Source organism: Ruegeria sp. BF7 (assembly GCF_056538605.1).
Genome location: NZ_JBQFTM010000002.1, coordinates 110,668 through 128,701, shown reverse-complemented (window position 1 = coordinate 128,701; position 18,034 = coordinate 110,668). Strand labels below are relative to the sequence as shown.

The 18,034-nt window shown below is 59.6% G+C and carries 17 protein-coding genes; 10 read left to right on the top strand and 7 right to left on the bottom strand.

Features of this window, described 5'->3' with window-relative positions:
- The first annotated feature begins 35 nt into the window (after positions 1-35).
- Positions 36-614, top strand: coding sequence for a TetR/AcrR family transcriptional regulator (locus tag ACR0IK_RS06490; RefSeq protein ID WP_480640870.1), 579 nt, complete (start codon positions 36-38; stop codon positions 612-614).
- On the opposite strand, the gene kynU is transcribed toward ACR0IK_RS06490, so the two are convergent.
- Positions 607-1,800 (bottom strand): kynureninase, encoded by a 1,194-nt coding sequence (gene kynU / locus ACR0IK_RS06485; protein WP_480640869.1) that lies wholly within the window; start codon positions 1,798-1,800, stop codon positions 607-609. The two genes, ACR0IK_RS06490 and kynU, sit on opposite strands and share 8 nt — an antisense overlap.
- Before the next feature lie 172 nt (positions 1,801-1,972).
- Here kynU and ACR0IK_RS06480 point away from each other — a divergent pair, with 172 nt between their 5' ends.
- From ACR0IK_RS06480 to ACR0IK_RS06450, 7 genes are all read left to right on the top strand, one after another.
- A complete protein-coding gene (locus tag ACR0IK_RS06480; protein ID WP_480640868.1) occupies positions 1,973-2,422 on the top strand; it encodes a methyltransferase family protein in 450 nt (149 codons plus the stop codon).
- A 129-nt stretch (positions 2,423-2,551) separates the two neighbouring features.
- Positions 2,552-4,123 carry a Re/Si-specific NAD(P)(+) transhydrogenase subunit alpha gene (locus tag ACR0IK_RS06475; RefSeq protein WP_480640867.1) on the top strand — a complete coding sequence of 524 codons (1,572 nt, stop codon included), beginning with the start codon at positions 2,552-2,554 and terminating at the stop codon, positions 4,121-4,123.
- A gap of 13 nt (positions 4,124-4,136) precedes the next feature.
- Positions 4,137-5,591 carry an NAD(P)(+) transhydrogenase (Re/Si-specific) subunit beta gene (locus ACR0IK_RS06470; protein ID WP_170400356.1) on the top strand — a complete coding sequence of 485 codons (1,455 nt, stop codon included), beginning with the start codon at positions 4,137-4,139 and terminating at the stop codon, positions 5,589-5,591.
- 288 nt (positions 5,592-5,879) lie between these two features.
- Positions 5,880-6,101, top strand: a complete 222-nt coding sequence (locus tag ACR0IK_RS06465) for a VOC family protein (RefSeq protein WP_480640865.1) — start codon at positions 5,880-5,882, stop codon at positions 6,099-6,101.
- Positions 6,102-6,207: 106 nt separating this feature from the next.
- Positions 6,208-7,485 carry a DUF3422 family protein gene (locus tag ACR0IK_RS06460; RefSeq protein WP_480640864.1) on the top strand — a complete coding sequence of 426 codons (1,278 nt, stop codon included), beginning with the start codon at positions 6,208-6,210 and terminating at the stop codon, positions 7,483-7,485.
- Between the two features lie 69 nt (positions 7,486-7,554).
- Positions 7,555-8,697 (top strand): MFS transporter, encoded by a 1,143-nt coding sequence (locus tag ACR0IK_RS06455; protein ID WP_480593047.1) that lies wholly within the window; start codon positions 7,555-7,557, stop codon positions 8,695-8,697.
- Between the two features lie 55 nt (positions 8,698-8,752).
- The gene (locus ACR0IK_RS06450; protein WP_480593050.1) at positions 8,753-9,916 is read left to right on the top strand and encodes a M20 aminoacylase family protein; all 1,164 of its coding nucleotides are present in this window, start codon (positions 8,753-8,755) and stop codon (positions 9,914-9,916) included.
- Positions 9,917-9,955: 39 nt separating this feature from the next.
- Here the strand turns inward: ACR0IK_RS06450 and ACR0IK_RS06445 are convergent, their stop codons facing one another.
- Both ACR0IK_RS06445 and moaA read right to left on the bottom strand, forming a co-directional pair.
- Positions 9,956-11,281: a 3-deoxy-D-manno-octulosonic acid transferase gene (locus ACR0IK_RS06445; protein WP_480640863.1), complete on the bottom strand. Its 1,326-nt coding sequence runs from the start codon at positions 11,279-11,281 to the stop codon at positions 9,956-9,958.
- 1 nt (position 11,282) lies between these two features.
- A complete protein-coding gene (moaA, locus tag ACR0IK_RS06440) occupies positions 11,283-12,290 on the bottom strand; it encodes a GTP 3',8-cyclase MoaA (RefSeq protein ID WP_480640862.1) in 1,008 nt (335 codons plus the stop codon).
- Positions 12,291-12,380: 90 nt separating this feature from the next.
- Here moaA and ACR0IK_RS06435 point away from each other — a divergent pair, with 90 nt between their 5' ends.
- Positions 12,381-12,797 carry a hypothetical protein gene (locus ACR0IK_RS06435; protein ID WP_480593062.1) on the top strand — a complete coding sequence of 139 codons (417 nt, stop codon included), beginning with the start codon at positions 12,381-12,383 and terminating at the stop codon, positions 12,795-12,797.
- On the opposite strand, the gene ACR0IK_RS06430 is transcribed toward ACR0IK_RS06435, so the two are convergent.
- Genes ACR0IK_RS06430 through glmU form a run of 4 tightly spaced genes read right to left on the bottom strand, consistent with a single transcriptional unit; the run spans position 12,785 to position 17,195 of the window.
- Positions 12,785-13,471: a DNA alkylation repair protein gene (locus ACR0IK_RS06430; protein WP_480640861.1), complete on the bottom strand. Its 687-nt coding sequence runs from the start codon at positions 13,469-13,471 to the stop codon at positions 12,785-12,787. The two genes, ACR0IK_RS06435 and ACR0IK_RS06430, sit on opposite strands and share 13 nt — an antisense overlap.
- Before the next feature lie 4 nt (positions 13,472-13,475).
- Positions 13,476-14,015, bottom strand: a complete 540-nt coding sequence (locus tag ACR0IK_RS06425; protein ID WP_480593070.1) for a pyridoxamine 5'-phosphate oxidase family protein — start codon at positions 14,013-14,015, stop codon at positions 13,476-13,478.
- A 3-nt stretch (positions 14,016-14,018) separates the two neighbouring features.
- The gene (gene glmS / locus ACR0IK_RS06420; protein ID WP_480593074.1) at positions 14,019-15,839 is read right to left on the bottom strand and encodes a glutamine--fructose-6-phosphate transaminase (isomerizing); all 1,821 of its coding nucleotides are present in this window, start codon (positions 15,837-15,839) and stop codon (positions 14,019-14,021) included.
- A 3-nt stretch (positions 15,840-15,842) separates the two neighbouring features.
- A complete protein-coding gene (glmU, locus tag ACR0IK_RS06415; protein WP_480593076.1) occupies positions 15,843-17,195 on the bottom strand; it encodes a bifunctional UDP-N-acetylglucosamine diphosphorylase/glucosamine-1-phosphate N-acetyltransferase GlmU in 1,353 nt (450 codons plus the stop codon).
- Between the two features lie 134 nt (positions 17,196-17,329).
- Here glmU and ACR0IK_RS06410 point away from each other — a divergent pair, with 134 nt between their 5' ends.
- Positions 17,330-18,001, top strand: coding sequence for an HAD-IA family hydrolase (locus tag ACR0IK_RS06410; protein WP_480640860.1), 672 nt, complete (start codon positions 17,330-17,332; stop codon positions 17,999-18,001).
- Positions 18,002-18,034: the final 33 nt, after the last annotated feature.

Sequence of the window (18,034 nt, the reverse complement as noted above, 5' to 3'; positions counted from 1 at the left end):
TTGACAAAATGAACAAAAAATGTCACGAGTTCAGCATGACGGAAATAATTGACGATTCACGGCAAAAGGCGATCCTGAATTCCGCATTTCAGGCCTTTGCCAGTTATGGATTTCGAAAAACCTCGATGGATGACATAGCGCGCGGGGCGGGAATGTCCCGGCCAGCCGTCTATCTGCATTTCAGGAATAAAGAGGCGATCGTCAGCAAGCTGACCGAGATTTACTATGCCGAGAAAAGCGCGGCAGTCGCTGAGGCTCTGGCATCTTCAGGGTCGGTGCCCGACGTTCTGACCCGCGCGATAAAGGCCCAGACCGAGGGGATGGCGGCGATACTGGCCTCACCTCATGGGCTCGAGATGCTGGACAATACCAAGTCCATGGCGACCGAGATCATCTCGGAAGGTGAGGCCAGACTGGCGGGCCTCTATGCCGATTGGTTGACGCAACAAGCGCAAGCCGGGCGGGTGCGCCTGTTGGCCGATGCGGCCGAGACCGGGCGGACGATCACGGCCACGCTCAAGGGGCTCAAGCTGATTGGGGCCGGGGCCGAAGTCTATGAACAGCAGGTGGCGCAGGTCGCCGCATTGATCGGCACGGGGCTTGAGGTCAGGTAACCCGCTGACGCACCTTGAATTCCGGTGCATCCCATAAACGGTTCTGCATGATGTCGGTCAGAATATCGACCGCGCGCTCCACATCCTGCTCGTCGATATAAAGCGGTGTGAAGCCAAAGCGCATAATGTCCGGGGCCCGGAAATCTCCGATCACGCCGCGGGAGATCAGGGCCTGCATCGCTGCGTACCCGTCATCAAACCGGAAGGAGACCTGACTGCCGCGCTGGTTCGGATCGCGCGGGCTGGCCAGTTCCAACTCGGGACAGGAGGCTTCGACGCGGGCTATGAACAGCTCGGTAAGTTCGATGGATTTGGCGCGCACGTCTGCTATGTCTGCCATGTCCCAGATATCCATCGCAGCCGACAGCGCAGTCATCTGGATGATCGGAGGGGTGCCCACCCGCATCCGCTCGATCCCGCTGCCGGGGCGGTAGTCCAGATCAAAGGCAAAGGGCGCTTCGTGCCCCAGCCAGCCGGACAGGGCGGGGCGCGCACTTTCGGCAAGGCGTGGGGCGACATAGATGAATGCAGGCGCGCCGGGGCCTCCGTTCAGGTATTTGTACGTGCAACCCACCGCGAAATCGGCATTGCAGCCGGACACGTCCACCGGGATCGCCCCGGCGGAATGGGCCAGATCCCACACGGTCACGATCCCATTGGCGTGGGCGAGTTCGGTCAACGCTTTCATTTCGTGCATCCGACCGCTGCGGTAATCGACCTCTGTCAGCATCAGGACGGCGACGTCTTCAGTGATGTGGGTGGCCACGTCCTCAGGCGCGACAATCCGCAATTTGAAATCCGGCCCCAGCGACCGCAACAGGCCATCCACCATATAGAGGTCGGACGGGAAGTTGCCGCTGTCCGACAATACAACCTTGCGATCCGGGCATAATTCAAGGGCCGAGGCCACGGCCTGATACACTTTGATCGACAACGTGTCGCCGGTCACCACCGTGCCGGGCGCCGCGCCGATCAGCCGACCAATGCGGTCGCCCAGCCCGGTCGGCAAAGCCATCCACCCGGCCTTGTTCCAGCCAGTTATCAGCATCTGACCCCATTCTCTGCCCATCATGCCGCTCACTCGGTCTATAGCGGTAAGCGGCAGAGGACCCAGTGAGTTGCCGTCAAGGTAAATAACACCCTCAGGCAGATCGAACATGGCTTTGGTCGCGGAGAAATCGGTCATCAGGGGCTCACCAGTTTGTGTTACGGCTCGGTGGTCTTTTTCGGCCTATCCGATCCGCACATGCCTGTCCATTGATGCGACATACTGAGCTTTTGCCAATCTGTTCCGAAAGCGATAGGAAAGCGCCCAGAAACGACACGCCTTTACGTTTCGTCAATTGTGGGGAATGAACATGCGCCGGATCGACTTACCGCCTGTCTGGCTTGTTGGGTTTGCTTTGCTGGCCTGGCTGCAAGCGCGCCATTTTTCGCTGGGGCTGTCCCTGGACAGCGGACTTACCGGCCTGCTGAGCGGCATCCTGATCGGCGGCGGTGTCCTTTTCGCATTGCTGGCAGTAGTCGAGTTCCGGCGCCACAAGACAACGGTTATACCGCACGAAACGCCTTCGTCGCTGGTGCAATCAGGCATCTATACCCGCAGCCGCAATCCGATCTATGTGGGTGATGTTCTGATCCTGGCCGGGCTAGTTCTGCGGTTTGATGCAGTGTTGTCCCTGGTTTTAATTCCGGTTTTCGTGTGGGTGCTGGAACGCCGCTTCATACTGCCCGAAGAAGACCGCCTGCGTCGTACGTTTCGCGCGGATTTCGCCCGGTATGAGCGCAAGACTCGCCGATGGATTTAGAATGGCCGACGGCATGACATCACGTAACGATTGCTGCGCTTGCGAAATAATGTTGCGCAAGATACATGTGTGCTGAACAAACATAACCGACCACACACTCGAAACGAGCGAGAATTAGGGGGACTGCCAGTGAAGATAGGCACACCAAAGGAAATACTGGACGGTGAGAACCGGGTCGCGATGACCCCGGATTCGGCTGTGCAGTTGCAGAAACTGGGCTATGAATGCGCCATTGAAAAAGGGGCGGGTGCTGCTGCTGGCTTTTCGGATGCGGCGTACGAGGCCGTAGGCGTCGAGATTGTCAAAACCGCCGCTTCGCTGTGGAAATCCTCGGACATCATTGCCAAGGTTCGGGTCCCGACCGAGGCCGAGCTAAAGCGACTGACCAAGGGCAAGACGTTGATTTCCTTCTTCAACCCTGCTGGGAACGAAGAGGGCATGGAACTGGCCAAGTCCAAGGGCGCAAACGTCATAGCCATGGAGATGGTGCCTCGGATCAGCCGCGCGCAGAAGATGGACGCGCTGTCCTCGATGGCGAATATCGCAGGCTACCGTGCCGTGATCGAAGCTGGTAACAGCTTCGGTCGGTTCTTCACCGGTCAGGTGACGGCAGCTGGCAAGGTGCCGCCTGCCAAGGTTCTGATCGTCGGTGCGGGTGTGGCCGGTCTGGCAGCGATCGGAACCTCGACCTCGCTGGGTGCGATCACCTATGCGTTCGACGTGCGCCCCGAAGTGGCTGAGCAGGTCGAATCCATGGGGGCCGAGTTCGTCTATCTGGACTTCGAGGAAGAACAACAGGACGGTGCGGCCACCGGCGGTTATGCCTCGGTCCAGTCCGAGGAATTCCGCAACGCGCAGCTGGCCAAATTCCGTGAGCTGGCGCCGGAGGTGGACATTGTTATCACAACGGCGCTGATCCCCAACCGCCCGGCGCCCAAGCTGTGGTTGGAGGATATGGTCAAGGCGATGAAGCCGGGCTCGGTCATCGTTGACCTTGCGGCCGAACGTGGCGGCAACGTAGAAGGCACTGTGCCGGACGAGAAAGTTGTCACCGACAACGGTGTGACCATTATCGGCTACACCGATTTCCCCAGCCGGATGGCGGCGCAGTCCTCGTCTCTGTACGCGACCAATATCCGTCACATGATGACGGACCTGACGCCCGAGAAGGACGGTCAGATCAACCATGACATGGAAGATGACGTGATCCGCGGCTCGACCGTGACCCATGAGGGCGAGATCACCTTCCCGCCGCCGCCGCCCAAGGTGCAGGCCATCGCGGCGCAGAAAAAGCCCGAGGTCAAGGAACTGACCCCGGAAGAGAAAAAGGCGCAGGAGATCGCGGCCTTCAAGGCGCAGACCAAGCAGCAGTTCACCCTGCTGGGTGTCGGCGGCGCGCTAATGCTGCTGGTGGGGCTGATCGCTCCGGCCAGCTTCATGCAGCACTTCATCGTCTTCGTGCTGGCGATCTTCGTGGGCTTCCAGGTGATCTGGAATGTCTCGCACAGCCTGCACACTCCGCTGATGGCGATCACCAACGCGATCTCGTCGATCATCATCGTCGGTGCCTTGATGCAGATCGGATCGGGCTCGTTCCTGGTCATTCTGCTGGCGGCGCTGTCCGTCTTCATGGCCGGGATCAACATCTTCGGCGGCTTCCTCGTAACCCGGCGCATGCTCGCCATGTTCCAGAAATCTTAAGGAGGCCGGGCACATGGAATTTGGCTTCACTACTGCCGCCTATGTCGTTGCGGCTGTTCTGTTTATCCTTTCGCTCGGCGGTCTGTCGAACCAGGAGAGCGCCAAGCGTGCGGTCTGGTACGGCATCGTCGGTATGGCGCTGGCGGTCTTTGCTACGCTGGTTGGTCCCGGTTCCGGCCTGTGGCTGCTGTCGCTGCTGTTGATCGCTGGTGGCGGTTTCATTGGCCAGTATGTTGCACAGCGCGTGCAGATGACCGAGATGCCGCAGCTGGTGGCCGCGATGCACTCGCTGGTCGGTCTGGCGGCTGTGTTCGTGGGCTTCAACGCGCATTTTGAAGTTCTGAACGTCGCCGAAGTGATGGCGGTTGCGGATGCCTCGAAAGAGGTGCTGTACACCGGTCTCGGAGGGTTCGGGCAGCTGATCGCCAAGAAAACCCCGGCGGAACTGTCGATCCTGCATGTCGAACTGTTCCTGGGCGTCTTCATCGGTGCAATCACGTTCACCGGGTCGGTCGTGGCCTATGGCAAGCTGGCGGGCAAGGTAACGTCTGCAGCGACCAAGCTGCCCGGCGGTCATGCGCTGAACGCGGCGGCGGCGGGGCTCTCGCTGATCTGCCTGATCTGGTACACCGCCTCGGGCGGTTTCTTCCCGCTGTTCCTGATGACTCTGGCGGCGCTGTTCATCGGCTATCACCTGATCATGGGCATCGGCGGCGCCGACATGCCGGTGGTTGTGTCGATGCTGAACAGCTACTCGGGCTGGGCGGCGGCGGCTATCGGCTTCTCGCTGGGCAACGACCTGCTGATCGTGGTTGGTGCGTTGGTGGGCTCGTCCGGTGCGATCCTGTCCTACATCATGTGCAAGGCGATGAACCGTCACTTTGTCAGTGTGATCCTGGGCGGCTTTGGTGGCCCGCAGGGCGAGCAAATGGCAGTGGAAGGTGAGCAGGTGGCCATTGATGCTGATGGTGTCGCAGCCGCGCTGAATGACGCCGACAGCGTGATCATTATCCCCGGCTACGGTATGGCGGTAGCGCAGGCGCAGCAATCGGTCTCGGAACTTGTCCGCAAGCTGCGTGCCAAGGGTAAGGAAGTGCGGTTTGCGATCCACCCTGTTGCGGGTCGTCTGCCGGGCCACATGAACGTGCTTCTGGCCGAGGCGAAGGTGCCTTACGACATCGTGCTGGAGATGGACGAGATCAACGACGACTTCCCGGATACGGATGTGGCCATCGTCATCGGTTCGAACGACATCGTGAACCCTGCGGCGCAGGAAGATCCCAACAGCCCCATCGCCGGCATGCCGGTTTTGGAATGCTGGAAGGCCAAGCAAGTGTTTGTGTCGAAGCGCGGTCAGGGTACCGGGTATTCGGGCATCGAAAACCCGCTGTTCTTCAAAGAGAACACCCGCATGTTCTATGGCGATGCCAAGCAGTCGCTGGACAAGCTGCTGCCGATGATCGATTGATCAACAGGCTTAACCAAATTGCAAAGGGCGCCTGCGGGCGCCCTTTTCTTTTTCTTATGAATGGAGGGCACTGCCCCTCAAAGCCCCCCAAGAAATTTTGGCCAGATTAAGCAGACGGGTACTCTGGGGAAACGCAAATCAGGGAGATCGGTGATGCAAAAAAGTGAATGGTATAGGCGGAGTGTTCTCTCTCGCGCGTGATCCCGAAGCCCTGAGTGCTTGGTATGAAAAGTACCTTGCGTCAATCACTACGAGCCGGTGCCATGAAAGCAGCGCGAAGGCTACACGGTGTTTGCCCCATTCGCGCAGGACACCGAGTTTTCTGGACGGGCCGAGCAACAATGGATGATCCATTTCCGTGTCGATGATCTGGCTACGATGATCTCACAGTTGCAGGCCGCTAGGATTGAGGTTGAAACCCGTGCCGAGTGGGACAGTGAGGTTGGAAAACTCGCCAGTATAAACGACCCCGAGGGCAATCCGATCGAGCTGTGGCAGCCAAATCAATGACATAGCCTATAGTGTATACTGTTGTATCCATGTAAGTATATGAAATAAAAGAGAATTGATGTATTTTTCATGTTCCCTATAGTGCCCGAATGAATCGGAGTCCCAAATGACGCCCATCGACGACCATCCTCTGCGCTATGTTTTGGCGAATGAGCTGCACGCACGCCCTTTTCCGGTCGCGGGTACCCCGTGCACCGTGGTTTTTCTGGCGATTAAAAAGCCGGAAGCCGCTGCAGCGCGGGATCGGGATGAGGATCTGACCCATCTGATCAACCTGTTGGATCGACACGGGGCGCAGCATCCTCAACCTCAGGCCACCCACTATGCAGGGCGGATCGGCCGTCATTGGTTGAAATGGGAACAGCATACCGAATTCGTCACCTACACTGCGATTACACAAAACGTCAGTGACCGTCCCTTCAACCCGGCTGATTTCGAAGTCTTCCCACCCGACTGGTTGATGGCGAGCCCGGGCCAACGGGTTACCTCGGCGATGATCCGGGTGGTCGAGCGGCAAGAGGATGAAGCGGTTCAGGCGGCGCTGGCTGATTGGTTTGAGCCCGAAAGTCTGGCCGTCGCGCGGGTGCTGGACGACGCTGCCATTTGCGCCTGCGATTTCCGTATCGATCCGGCCGGTCACATGCGTTTTGCCCTGTTTGTCGCCGAGGGCACCGGGCGGCGCAGGACTGGTCGTATCATTCAGCGCTTGTGTGAGATCGAGACTTACAAGGCGATGTCGATGCTGGGTTTTGCCCGGGTCAAACAACTGACGTCCCGCATAGGTGAGCTGGACAGCAGACTGACCGGGTTGATGGGGCAGATGACCGACAATTCGGCCCATCCCGACGCATTGCTGCCCGATCTCTTGTCTACCTCGACCGAGCTTGAAACCCTCTCGGCCCGGTGCTCCTTCCGGTTCGGGGCCACGGGTGCATATGAGGCAATCGTGAACCAGCGGATCGAAGTGTTGCGGGAAGAGCGATTCGATGGTCGCCAGAGCTTCGCCGATTTCATGATGCGCCGTTACGATCCTGCCATGCGCACTGTGAAAGCCGCCGAGCGTCGCCTGCAGGCGCTTTCAGACAGGGCCATTCGGGCCGGAGAATTGTTGCGCACGCGGGTGGACGTGGAGCGCAGCGCGCAGAACCAGGCACTGCTGGAAAGCATGGATCGCCGTGCCGATCTGGCCCTGCGTCTGCAGCACACTGTCGAAGGGCTCTCGGTGGTGGCCATCAGCTATTATGCCGTCTCGCTTGTCAGTTATGTGCTGTACCCGCTGACCAAGGCCGGAATGAGCAAGGGAATGCTGACGGCGGCGGTGACGATCCCGGTGGTGCTGGCGGTGTGGTTCTTTATCCGGCAGGTCCGCAAGCGGCTGGAATGAACGGCGTTTGCCAATCCGTCGCGAGCCTGTAGAACGGGGGCGAGTGACGCTGTTTGCGAAGGAAACCCGGTGATCGGACTTGTGGCCGCGTGGCGGGCCGTGGCTGCCATGTTCATCCTGAACGGTGCGCTTTTCGGAATTTGGGCGTCGCGTATCCCCGCTGTGCGCGACCAACTGGACCTGACGCATGAGGCGTTGGGCTACGGCCTTTTGTTCATGGCGGCTGGAGCGGTGTGTTCCTTTCCCGTCACCGGGAGACTGACCGACCGGTTTGGCGCCGTAGCGCTGACGCGGGTCATTGCGGTTCTCTACACGCTGTCTCTGATCCTGCTGGCCATGGCGGGAGGGTTCTGGACGCTGGCAGCGTTCCTGTTCGTATTTGGGGCCTTTCATGGCTCGATGGACGTGGCGATGAACGCCTGGGCGGCCGAAGTGGAACAGGCCTATCGCAAGCCGGTCATGTCCTCGTTTCACGCGATGTGGAGCCTTGGGGCCGGACTGGGTGCGCTCAGTGGGTTTGGCGCGGTACAGATGGGACTGACGGTGATGCAGCATTTTTTGCTGGCTGGTGGCGCGGTCGTGGCCTTGGCGTTGGCATTGTCCTGGGTGCGCTGGTCGTCCCGCAAGGCCGTGTCGCCAGGGGGCGCGGTTTTTGCACTACCCTCCGGTGCGCTGATCCTTGTGGGTTTCACCGCCCTGTGCGGCGCATTGGGTGAAGGTGCCGTGGCGGATTGGAGCGCGATATTCCTGCGCGATGTAACCGGAGCAGCGGAAAGCATCGCGGCCCTTGGGTACGCTGTGTTTTCGGTGACCATGGTGGCCTTCCGGCTGGCCGGGGGCTTCGTGATCGCCCGCTTTGGCCCCGTTGCCATTGCCCGTTTCGGCGGCGTTTGCGCGGCGTTGGGCGTGTTAATTGTGGTCTCGGCAGCAGAGGCAGGGCTGGCGCTGGCAGGCTTTGCGCTGATGGGCGTTGGCTATGCCGTAATCATGCCGCTGGCCTTCAGCCGGGCCGCGAATGATCCGCACGTGCCGCCGGGGCAGGCCATCGCCAGTGTGGCGACGCTGGGGTACGGAGGGTTGTTGATCGGCCCACCGCTTATTGGGTTTCTGGCAGAGATGCTTACATTACGACTGGCGTTCACGGCTTTGCTGCCTTTGGCCATTCTGATTGTCCTGTTATCTGGCGCGCTGCGGCCTGCGCCTTTGGACTGACGCCGCGACTACGCTGGGATGTACCCCGGTCAAAAGAACAAGTTGGGAGATGACTATGCCGATCAAGAACCGCTTCGCCGAACTGCAGAGTGAAATCACCGAGTGGCGCCGCGATATTCATGAAAACCCCGAGATTCTGTTCGAGACTCATCGCACCAGCGCATTGGTCGCGGACAAGCTAAAGGAGTTCGGCTGCGATGAGGTGGTGACCGGCATCGGCCGCACCGGTGTCGTTGGTGTTATCAAGGGCAAGGTTGATACGGGCGGCAAGGTGATTGGCCTGCGGGCGGACATGGATGCGTTGCCAATCCACGAGGCAACGGGGTTGGACTATGCCTCCAAGACCGAAGGGGCGATGCACGCGTGTGGCCATGATGGGCACACGGCGATGTTGCTGGGAGCGGCGAAATACCTGTCGGAAACACGGAACTTCGACGGCACTGTTGTTGTGATCTTTCAGCCGGCGGAAGAGGGCGGCGGAGGCGGCCGCGAGATGTGCGAAGACGGGATGATGGACCGCTGGGGCATTCAGGAGGTTTACGGGATGCACAATTGGCCCGGCCGCCCCGTGGGCAGCTTTGCCATTCGTCCGGGCGCTTTCTTTGCCGCCACCGATCAGTTCGACATCACATTCGAAGGCAAAGGCGGGCACGCAGCCAAGCCGCATGAGACCGTAGATACCACCGTGATGGCCGCGCAAGCGGTGCTGGCCTTGCAGACAGTCGCCGCGCGCAATGCCGATCCGGTGGATCAGGTTGTGATCTCGGTAACATCATTTGAGACCTCGACTACGGCATTCAACGTGATCCCGCAGACGGTGCAATTGAAAGGGACCGTCCGTACGATGAGCCCGCAAATGCGGGATCTGGCAGAAAAGCGCATCAAGGAGATCTGCAACGGTGTGGCCGCAACCTTTGGCGGGACCGTCGAGGTGACCTATTACCGGGGTTATCCGGTGATGGTGAACAGCGACGAGCAGACCGATTTCGCCGCAGATGTCGCGCGATCCATTTCCGGCAGTTGTGATGAGGCGCCGTTGATCATGGGCGGTGAGGATTTTGCCTTTATGCTCGAGGAACGGCCGGGGGCGTATATTCTGGTCGGCAATGGCGATACAGCAGCGGTGCATCATCCCGAATACAATTTCAACGATGAAGCGATTCCTGCCGGATGCAGTTGGTGGGCCGGGATCGTTGAGCAGCGGATGCCTGCGGCTTGATGGGCAGGGCGGGGGCTCGGTCCCCGCACAGCCGGGAAATTAATAGCCCGATGAAGCTGGATCCCGGTCATACAAGCTGAGCTGGGTACAGAGCGTTTCGACGATGGAATCCAGTGCGGATTTTTGGGTGTTCACGCAGGATTTTGCAGCGCTGCGCGCCGTCTCCAGAGCGTCTTGATCCGACAGCAAGGTTGCTACGGCGGCGGCCAGATCGGGGGCGGATTGGACTTGCAGGGCTCCCCCTGTTTCGATCAACGGGGCATAGGTTTCGGCGAAGTTGAAGTAGCCCGGTCCTGTGATCACTGCGGCTCCGGCCTGTGCGGGTTCGAACGGGTTGTGGCCGCCGATTTCTTTCAGTGATCCGCCCAGAAACACAACGGGGCAAAGGGCGTACCATGTGCCGGTCTCACCCAGAGTGTCAGCCACGTAGACCTGCGTTTCTCCGGTGATCTGATCCCCGGCAGACCGGAATGCTGCGGTTTGTCCGGCCTGCTCAATCAGCGCGGCCACGTCATTGCGGCGTTCAGGGTGGCGGGGGATCAGCAACAAAAGCAGATCGGGCCATCGATTGAGCAAATCCGCATGAGCCTCCAGCACGGTTTCCTCTTCGCCCGCATGGGTCGAGCTGGCGATCCAGACGGGGCGATCTCCGACCTGCGCGCGAGTGTCGGACAGTGTGGTTTGCTCCACCGGCAGAGGATCGGACATCGCCTTGAGGTTCGTGCCGGGCTGAACACGGTCTGCGCGCGCGCCCATGCCGATCAGGTTTGCCGCCGTCTTGTCATTCTGAGTCAGGAACAGGCGAAAATGGTCCAGAATGAAGCGCGCCGTGTCGGGGCGTTTCTTCCAACCCTCTACGGATTTGTCCGACAGGCGCGCATTGAGCAGCGCAAGCGGGATACCACGGGTCGCGCCTTCGACAATCAGGCGCGGCCAGATTTCGCTTTCGACAAAGATACCGGCGTCCGGGCGCCAGTGATCCAGAAAGCGCTGGACGGGGCCGGGCATGTCGAGGGGCGGGAATTGGTGGCGCGCGCGCGGCGGCATGCGTTTTTCAATCAGCGCTGCTGAGGTCGGTGTGCCAGAGGTGATCAGAAACTCGGCATCGGGCAGGCGCTCTCCCAACCGCTTAATTAGGCTGATCACCGACAAGGTTTCCCCGACACTGGCCGCGTGGAACCATATAAGGCGGCCGTTGGGGCGGGGCAGGCTGGCGTGGCCCAGTCGTTCTTGTTGTCGTGTTTCGGGAACGTCGGCGGCCCGCAGTTTTTTCCGCACCGTGCGCCAGACCAGCGGGCCTGCAACGGCGGTCAGGCCGCAATACAAGTTGTAGAGCAGCGTCGGCTGGCTCTGCTGATCCGGCATGTCAGCCGCCTGTGTGGCTCATGTGACGGCTCATTTGGCCGTCGACCGCTTGGCGGGAATAGTCGAAATCATGGCCTTTGGGCTTGAGGTTGATCGCGGCGCGGATCGCATCCTCAAGCGGTTGCTCGGTGTCGGGATGGTCACGCAAAGCGCCACGCAGATCGGCCATGTCCTCTTGGCCGAGGCACATGAACAATTCGCCGGTGCAGGTCAGGCGCACGCGATTACAGCTTTCGCAGAAATTATGCGATAGCGGCGTGATGAAGCCGATCTTTTGCCCGGTTTCTTCCAGCCGGACATAGCGCGCGGGTCCGCCGGTGCGTTCGGCCAGATCGGTGACCGAATAGTGGTTTTCGTATTCCTTGCGCACGTCCTTCAGCGACCAATACTGATCCAGCCGATCCTCGTTTCCGATGTCGCCCATCGGCATGACCTCAATCCAGGTCAGGTCCATGTCGCGCTCGGCGCACCATTTCGTGATCGTGGGCAATTCTACTTCGTTGAATCCCTTCAGGGCCACCGCGTTTATCTTGATCCGTAGCCCGGCCTTTTGCGCCGCGTCGATTCCGTTGAGCACCTGTTTCAGGCGGCCCCATCGCGTGATCTGCGCGAATTTGTCCTCGTCGAGCGTGTCCAGCGAGATATTTACGCGCCGCACGCCCGCTGCATAGAGATCATCTGCAAAGCGATGCAACTGCGAACCGTTGGTGGTCAGCGTCAGCTCTTTCAACGCGCCGCTGTCCAGATGGCGGGTCATGCTGTTGAAAAACGTCATGATATTACGGCGCACCAGCGGCTCGCCACCGGTGATGCGCAGCTTTTCCACACCCAACTTCACAAAGGTGGTGCACATGCGGTCCAGCTCTTCCAGCGTCAGCAGGTCTTTCTTCGGCAGGAACTTCATATCCTCGGACATGCAGTACACGCAGCGGAAATCGCAGCGGTCCGTGACGGAGACGCGGAGATAGGTAATCGCACGTGCGAACGGGTCGATAAGCGGAGCAGTCATGCGACATAGGTAAAGCCGGGACCCATCTCCGACAAGGGCGAAATTTCCTTTGCGCTGGTACAGATGCGCACAGGGCGGTAAGCTGGCGGCATGAGATATACGCTTTTGACTTTGTGCGTTCTGGTTGCGGGATGCGACACCGTGCGGTCGACAACAGATCGTGTATTGGGGGCGGGTAGCGCACCCGCCGAGGCGGAAGAGGTCGTGACTGAGGAAACGGTCGAACCGGAACCGGTTGCGGTCGCGCCTGCAAGCTGGGTTGGTGCAAAGACCACCATTGCCGGATTGGGGGACCCGACGACGCCAGGACGGTGGTTGGAAACACCGCTGGTCGATACTGAATTCACCGGTCGCGTGGTAGTGCCGAAAACCGGGTCGCAAGCCTATATCACTCTGGTCCCGGCCCCGGGGCCGGAGAGTGGCGGCAGCCGGTTGTCGCTGGACGCGATGCGGGCTTTATTGTTGCCGTTTGACGAGTTGGTTGAACTTGAGGTCTATTCCAACTGATCTTTCAGGTACTTTCCGGCTTCGCGATGGGCAAAGGACTTCATTGCCTCGCCATGTAAGGCCAGAAAGGCAATCACACGGTCCGGGTCATGTTTCGATAACTCGCGCAGCCACCATGCAATGGCTTTCTGGATGAACCAGTTGCGGTCAGGGACAAAGCCCGCCGCCCAGCCAAGGATGCGGTCGCGACGCGCCAGATCCTCGGGTTTCGGGTGGTTCTGTTTCGTCCAGGGCAGCGTGGCCACCAGCGCTGCGCGCCGAGTCCACATATGATCCGACGTTGTCCAACATTCGACCTGATCCAGCCGGGACGGGTCGGTTGACAGACGTTTCTGCATCGCCATGCAGGCGTGATCGGCCACAGCCCAAGCGTCAAAATCGGGCAGCCAGCTTTGCAGAAGTTCCCAGACAGCCTCGTCAGGGCGAATGCGGGCCTGTGTCAGCAGTTTGGCTGCGGCCAGGCGACCTTCGTGGACGTTGGTTTGCCAGAGCGCATCTGCCAGTTCGACGCGCGCAGGCACGTCCAGTTCCTGACGCCATGCCTTGGTCAGGTCATTCAGTACCGGGTTGCCGACGCCAAGATAAGGACGGTCGGCCTTGTGATAGGCCGCCATCTGCTCGGCACGCTCGGCGTCCGCATGGGCTTTGATCTGATCCAGATAGGTGTCCAGCATCAAATTAGTCGGCGCGGGTCGGTTTGCCGTCGATGGTCTGTTGGTTTTTTTCCATCCAATAGGCGCGGATGTCGTCGTCCGACTTTCCGTCCACCCATTTCTGCATGGTGTCCCGGTCGGACTGATACTCCATGAACGGCACCGCATAGCCGCAGGAGGTCTGAACCAGATCGATATGCAGATCATAGATCTGCCGCGCGCTGCGGTGGTCTGGAAACAGATCGGCCAGTTCGTCCCAGCCAGCGTCGCCTACATGCGACGTGCGCGCAGTCCCATAAGTGCGCAGGATCAGTGGGCGCGTGGTGAAGGAACACCACATCAGTGTCATGCGATTGGTTTCCAGCAAATGCCCAGCGGTTTCATTGCCGCTGCCGGTCAGGTTCATCCAGACAATCCGGTTGGGCCCCAGAATACGCAGCGAGTCCATCCCCTTGGGCGAGATGTTCACCCGCCCGTCAGGTGCCGCCGTGCCGACGAAAAAGATGTGCTGATCTGTGATGAACTTTTGCTGGGCGTCATCCAGTTCAGGGAATTGCTTGGCCATTCTTCACTCCACCGTGACAGATTTCGCCAGGTTGCGCGGTTGGTCCACATCCGTGCCTTTCGCCACAGCCGTATGATAGGCCAGCAGCTGCGCCGGGACGGAATACAGGATCGGGGCTAGGCTGGGGTGTACACGAGGCATACGGATGGTTCTCCAGACGCCGTCTTCCGCCTCGGCAACACCGTCATCGTCCGAGACCAGAATGACTTTACCCTTGCGCGCCATCACTTCTTGCATGTTCGAGACAGTCTTGTCGAACACTGCATCGCGCGGTGCCATGACGACCACCGGCATGTGCTTGTCGATAAGGGCGATGGGGCCGTGTTTCAGTTCACCTGATGCATAACCTTCTGCGTGGATATAGCTGATTTCCTTGAGCTTCAACGCACCTTCCAGTGCCAGCGGATACATCAGGCCGCGCCCCAGAAACAACACGTCGCGCGCTTCGGACAAGCGCTGAGCGGATTTCTTGATGGCCTGGTTCTGGTCCAGCGCGGCGTTGAGTACCGTTGGCAGAGAGCGCAACGCTGCGGCGTGATCGGCTAGTTCTTCGTCGCTCAGCGTTCCCCGATCCGCAGCGGCTTTAAGCGCCAGCATCAGCAATACGCTCAATTGACAGGTAAACGCCTTGGTCGAGGCGACGCCGATCTCGACACCCGCATGGATGGGCAGGGCAATGTCGCTTTCCCGCGCAATCGAGCTTTCGCGGACATTGACCACCGACACGACTTTGTCGGCCTTGCCCTCGCAATAGCGCAGCGCGGCCAGCGTGTCGGCTGTTTCGCCCGACTGGCTGACGAACAGCGCCGCCGTCCGGCCCGGTATCGGCGGCTCGCGATACCGGAACTCGCTGGCGATATCGACCTCGACTGGCATCTTGGCCAATTGTTCGAACCAGTATTTCGCCGTCAGGCAGGCATAGAAAGCGGTGCCGCAGGCGACCATGGTCAGGCGGTCAAGCTTGGTGAAATCCAGATCATCGGGCAGGACGACCTTGTCCCCGCCGGTAGGCATGTACGACCGGATCGCCTCGGCCACCACCACGGGCTGTTCGGCAATCTCCTTGGCCATGAAGTGTTTGTGGCCCGCCTTGTCAGCCCGCGTCTGGTCCAACTTAATGCGGCGGGTTTCGCGGTTGGCCAGTTCTCCGGCCTCGTTGCGGATATCAAGCGAGGTGCGGGTCACCACCGCTCGGTCACCTTCTTCCAGATAGGTGATGCGGTCGGTCAATGGAGCCAGCGCAATTGCGTCAGAGCCCACGTACATCTCGCCGTTTCCATGCCCGATAGCCAGGGGCGAGCCTTTTCGGGCCGCGACTATCAGGTCATCCTGACCGTCGAACAGAAAGGCCAGCGCAAAGGCGCCCTGCAGCTTGTCGATGGTTTGGAAAGCCGCCTCAACCGGGGACAGGCCGGTTTTCAGGAAGTGCTCAGCCATCAGGGCTACGGTTTCGGTGTCGGTTTCGGTAGCGAAACCTACACCGTGCTCGGCCAATTCGGCCCGCAACTCGCGATAGTTTTCGACGATACCGTTGTGCACAACAGCAACAGGGCCTGCCCTGTGTGGGTGGGCGTTAGTGACCGAAGGCGCGCCATGGGTCGCCCAACGGGTGTGTCCAATTCCGGATTTGCCGGGTAGGGGATCATGCACCAACAGATCGCTTAGATTCACGAGCTTTCCGACCGCCCGACGACGCCCCAATGCGCCGTTGTCAACAGTCGCGATGCCAGCACTGTCATATCCGCGATATTCCAGCCGCTTCAAAGCTTCAACAAGAATTGGGGCGGCTTCGTGCTGACCCAAAACACCTACAATACCACACATGAATCAAACTCCTTTGTCGCGACGAGCCTTCTTCGCCTTTAACATATCAAATATTTTGCGAGCGTAGCCGGGTTTGTTGTCTTGCCGAGCACGGGCCACGGCCAGAGCGTCGGGTTCAACATCCCGGGCTACCACAGTACCTGCGGCGGTCATTGCACCATTGCCCAGCGTTACAGGCGCCACGAGCATGGTGTTCGATCCGATAAAGACATTCTCACCTATCGTCGTGCGATGCTTCAAAACTCCGTCGTAGTTACACGTTATCGTGCCCGCGCCAATATTCGAGGTTGCCCCCACCGTGGCGTCTCCGATGTAACTAAGATGATTGACTTTGGTACCTTCAGCGATTTCAGAATTCTTGATTTCAACGAAATTGCCGATGCGGGTGTTTTCAGCCAGTTCTGTACCCGGGCGTAGGCGGGCAAAGGGACCTATGATGGCTCCACGGCTGACATGGCAGCCTTCGAGATGCGAAAACGCACGGATTGTCGCGCCGCTTTCGACAGTTACGCCGGGGCCGAAAACTACGTTTGGCTCAATAACCGCATCTCTGCCAATGATCGTATCGGCGGCCAGATAGACAGTTTCCGGAGCCATCAGAGTTACACCGAGGTCCAGTAGTTCGGCGCGCGCATTGGATTGAAACACGGCATCCGCCGCGGCCAGATCGGCGCGAGAGTTCACACCCAGCGTCTGTGCTTCGCTACAGGCAACGGCCGTAACCTTCAGCCCACGCTCACGGGCTATTTCGACAACGTCGGTCAGATAGAATTCACCCGCGACATTGTCGTTGCCCACTGCTTCGATCAGGTCGAACAACGTCTGCGCGTCACAAGCCAATAGTCCCGAGTTACAAAAGGTTATCGCACGTTCTTCGTCAGATGCGTCCCTGAATTCGACGATCCTCTCCAGACTTTGCCCTTTCATCACCAGGCGGCCATAGCGCCCGGGATCGGCAGCCTCGAATCCCAGAATAACCAGATCGTTTTCCGCCCGCGCTGCAACCATGCGTTCTAGTGTGTCGGGTCTCAGAAACGGAGTGTCTCCGTACAGGACAACGACATCGCCCGAGAACCCTTCTAGTGCGGGGCGCGCTTGGGCAACGGCATGGGCAGTGCCCAATTGCTCTTCTTGAACCGTGATCTGGGCAGTGTCGTCCTCGGCTGTAGCAACCTTGGCCACGGCTTCGGAGTCGTGCCCTGCGACAATCACGGTGCGCTCGGGTGACAAAATTGCCCCGGCGCGCATGGCGTGGACCAGCAAGGGAGTCTGGGCGATTGGATGTAGAACTTTAGGAAGATCCGATTTCATCCTGGTACCTTTTCCGGCGGCAAGGATGACAAGGGCAGTACTCATGAAAATGATTTCTCTTTGTGTTTTGTTGCCTTCCGTTTTATCCGCTGGGGTCAAAGGCGCAAGCGGTTCAGCCATCAAACAAGATTGCCGTTTGCAATACTACACGGCAAAAAACCGCCGAAACAGGAGGCACAATGCGCACCGTTATCTTCGATCTGGACGGAACCCTGGCCGATACGTCCGGCGATCTGCTGGCCGCAGCGAACCACTGTTTTCGCGAGATGGGGCACGGGGATGTGCTGGTGCACGGACAGGACGCAGCGGTTGCATTGCGGGGCGGGCGGATGATGCTGACGCATGGGCTCAAGCGTGTCGGTGCTTATGACGAGGATACGGTTCACGCCTATTACCCAACGCTGCTCGAGGCGTATTCGCAGGCCATCGACACTCACACACAGTTCTATCCCGGGGCGCTGGACGCGGTCGAGGTTTTGCGGTCGGCGGGTTACGGCGTGGGCATCTGCACCAACAAGCCAGAGGCATTGGCGCATCAATTGCTAACCCAGATGGGCGTACGGGATACCTTTGCCTCTCTTGTCGGCGCGGACACGTTGCCGGTGCGCAAACCGGACCCGGAACCTCTGCGCGAGGCTGCGCGCCGGGCAGGCGGGCATCCAGATCTGTGTGTGCTGATCGGAGATTCAGATACTGACCGCAATACGGCCCGAGCCGCCGGTGTGCCGTCGGTTCTGGTCACGTTCGGCCCGTCTGGTGATGACATGGCTGCACTCGAACCCGAGGCTTTGCTACATCACTTCGACGATCTGCATTCTGTGGTCGAAGGGCTGATCGGTGCGGCGGCGTGATCTCTTGACCTGCGACACGTACAGCATCAGAAC

Excerpts from the sequence above, each read along its gene's own strand:
- ACR0IK_RS06430 (WP_480640861.1), bottom strand. The coding sequence starts at position 13,471 with ATGCTGGACACCTATCTGGATCAGATCAAAGCCCATGCGGACGCCGAG.
- ACR0IK_RS06445 (WP_480640863.1), bottom strand. The coding sequence starts at position 11,281 with ATGCCGGATCAGCAGAGCCAGCCGACGCTGCTCTACAACTTGTATTGC.
- ACR0IK_RS06435 (WP_480593062.1), top strand. The coding sequence starts at position 12,381 with ATGAGATATACGCTTTTGACTTTGTGCGTTCTGGTTGCGGGATGCGAC.
- glmU (WP_480593076.1), bottom strand. The coding sequence starts at position 17,195 with ATGAGTACTGCCCTTGTCATCCTTGCCGCCGGAAAAGGTACCAGGATG.
- ACR0IK_RS06480 (WP_480640868.1), top strand. The coding sequence starts at position 1,973 with ATGCGCCGGATCGACTTACCGCCTGTCTGGCTTGTTGGGTTTGCTTTG.
- ACR0IK_RS06460 (WP_480640864.1), top strand. The coding sequence starts at position 6,208 with ATGACGCCCATCGACGACCATCCTCTGCGCTATGTTTTGGCGAATGAG.
- ACR0IK_RS06490 (WP_480640870.1), top strand. The coding sequence starts at position 36 with ATGACGGAAATAATTGACGATTCACGGCAAAAGGCGATCCTGAATTCC.
- ACR0IK_RS06470 (WP_170400356.1), top strand. The coding sequence starts at position 4,137 with ATGGAATTTGGCTTCACTACTGCCGCCTATGTCGTTGCGGCTGTTCTG.
- kynU (WP_480640869.1), bottom strand. The coding sequence starts at position 1,800 with ATGACCGATTTCTCCGCGACCAAAGCCATGTTCGATCTGCCTGAGGGT.
- ACR0IK_RS06450 (WP_480593050.1), top strand. The coding sequence starts at position 8,753 with ATGCCGATCAAGAACCGCTTCGCCGAACTGCAGAGTGAAATCACCGAG.
- glmS (WP_480593074.1), bottom strand. The coding sequence starts at position 15,839 with ATGTGTGGTATTGTAGGTGTTTTGGGTCAGCACGAAGCCGCCCCAATT.
- ACR0IK_RS06425 (WP_480593070.1), bottom strand. The coding sequence starts at position 14,015 with ATGGCCAAGCAATTCCCTGAACTGGATGACGCCCAGCAAAAGTTCATC.
- moaA (WP_480640862.1), bottom strand. The coding sequence starts at position 12,290 with ATGACTGCTCCGCTTATCGACCCGTTCGCACGTGCGATTACCTATCTC.
- ACR0IK_RS06410 (WP_480640860.1), top strand. The coding sequence starts at position 17,330 with ATGCGCACCGTTATCTTCGATCTGGACGGAACCCTGGCCGATACGTCC.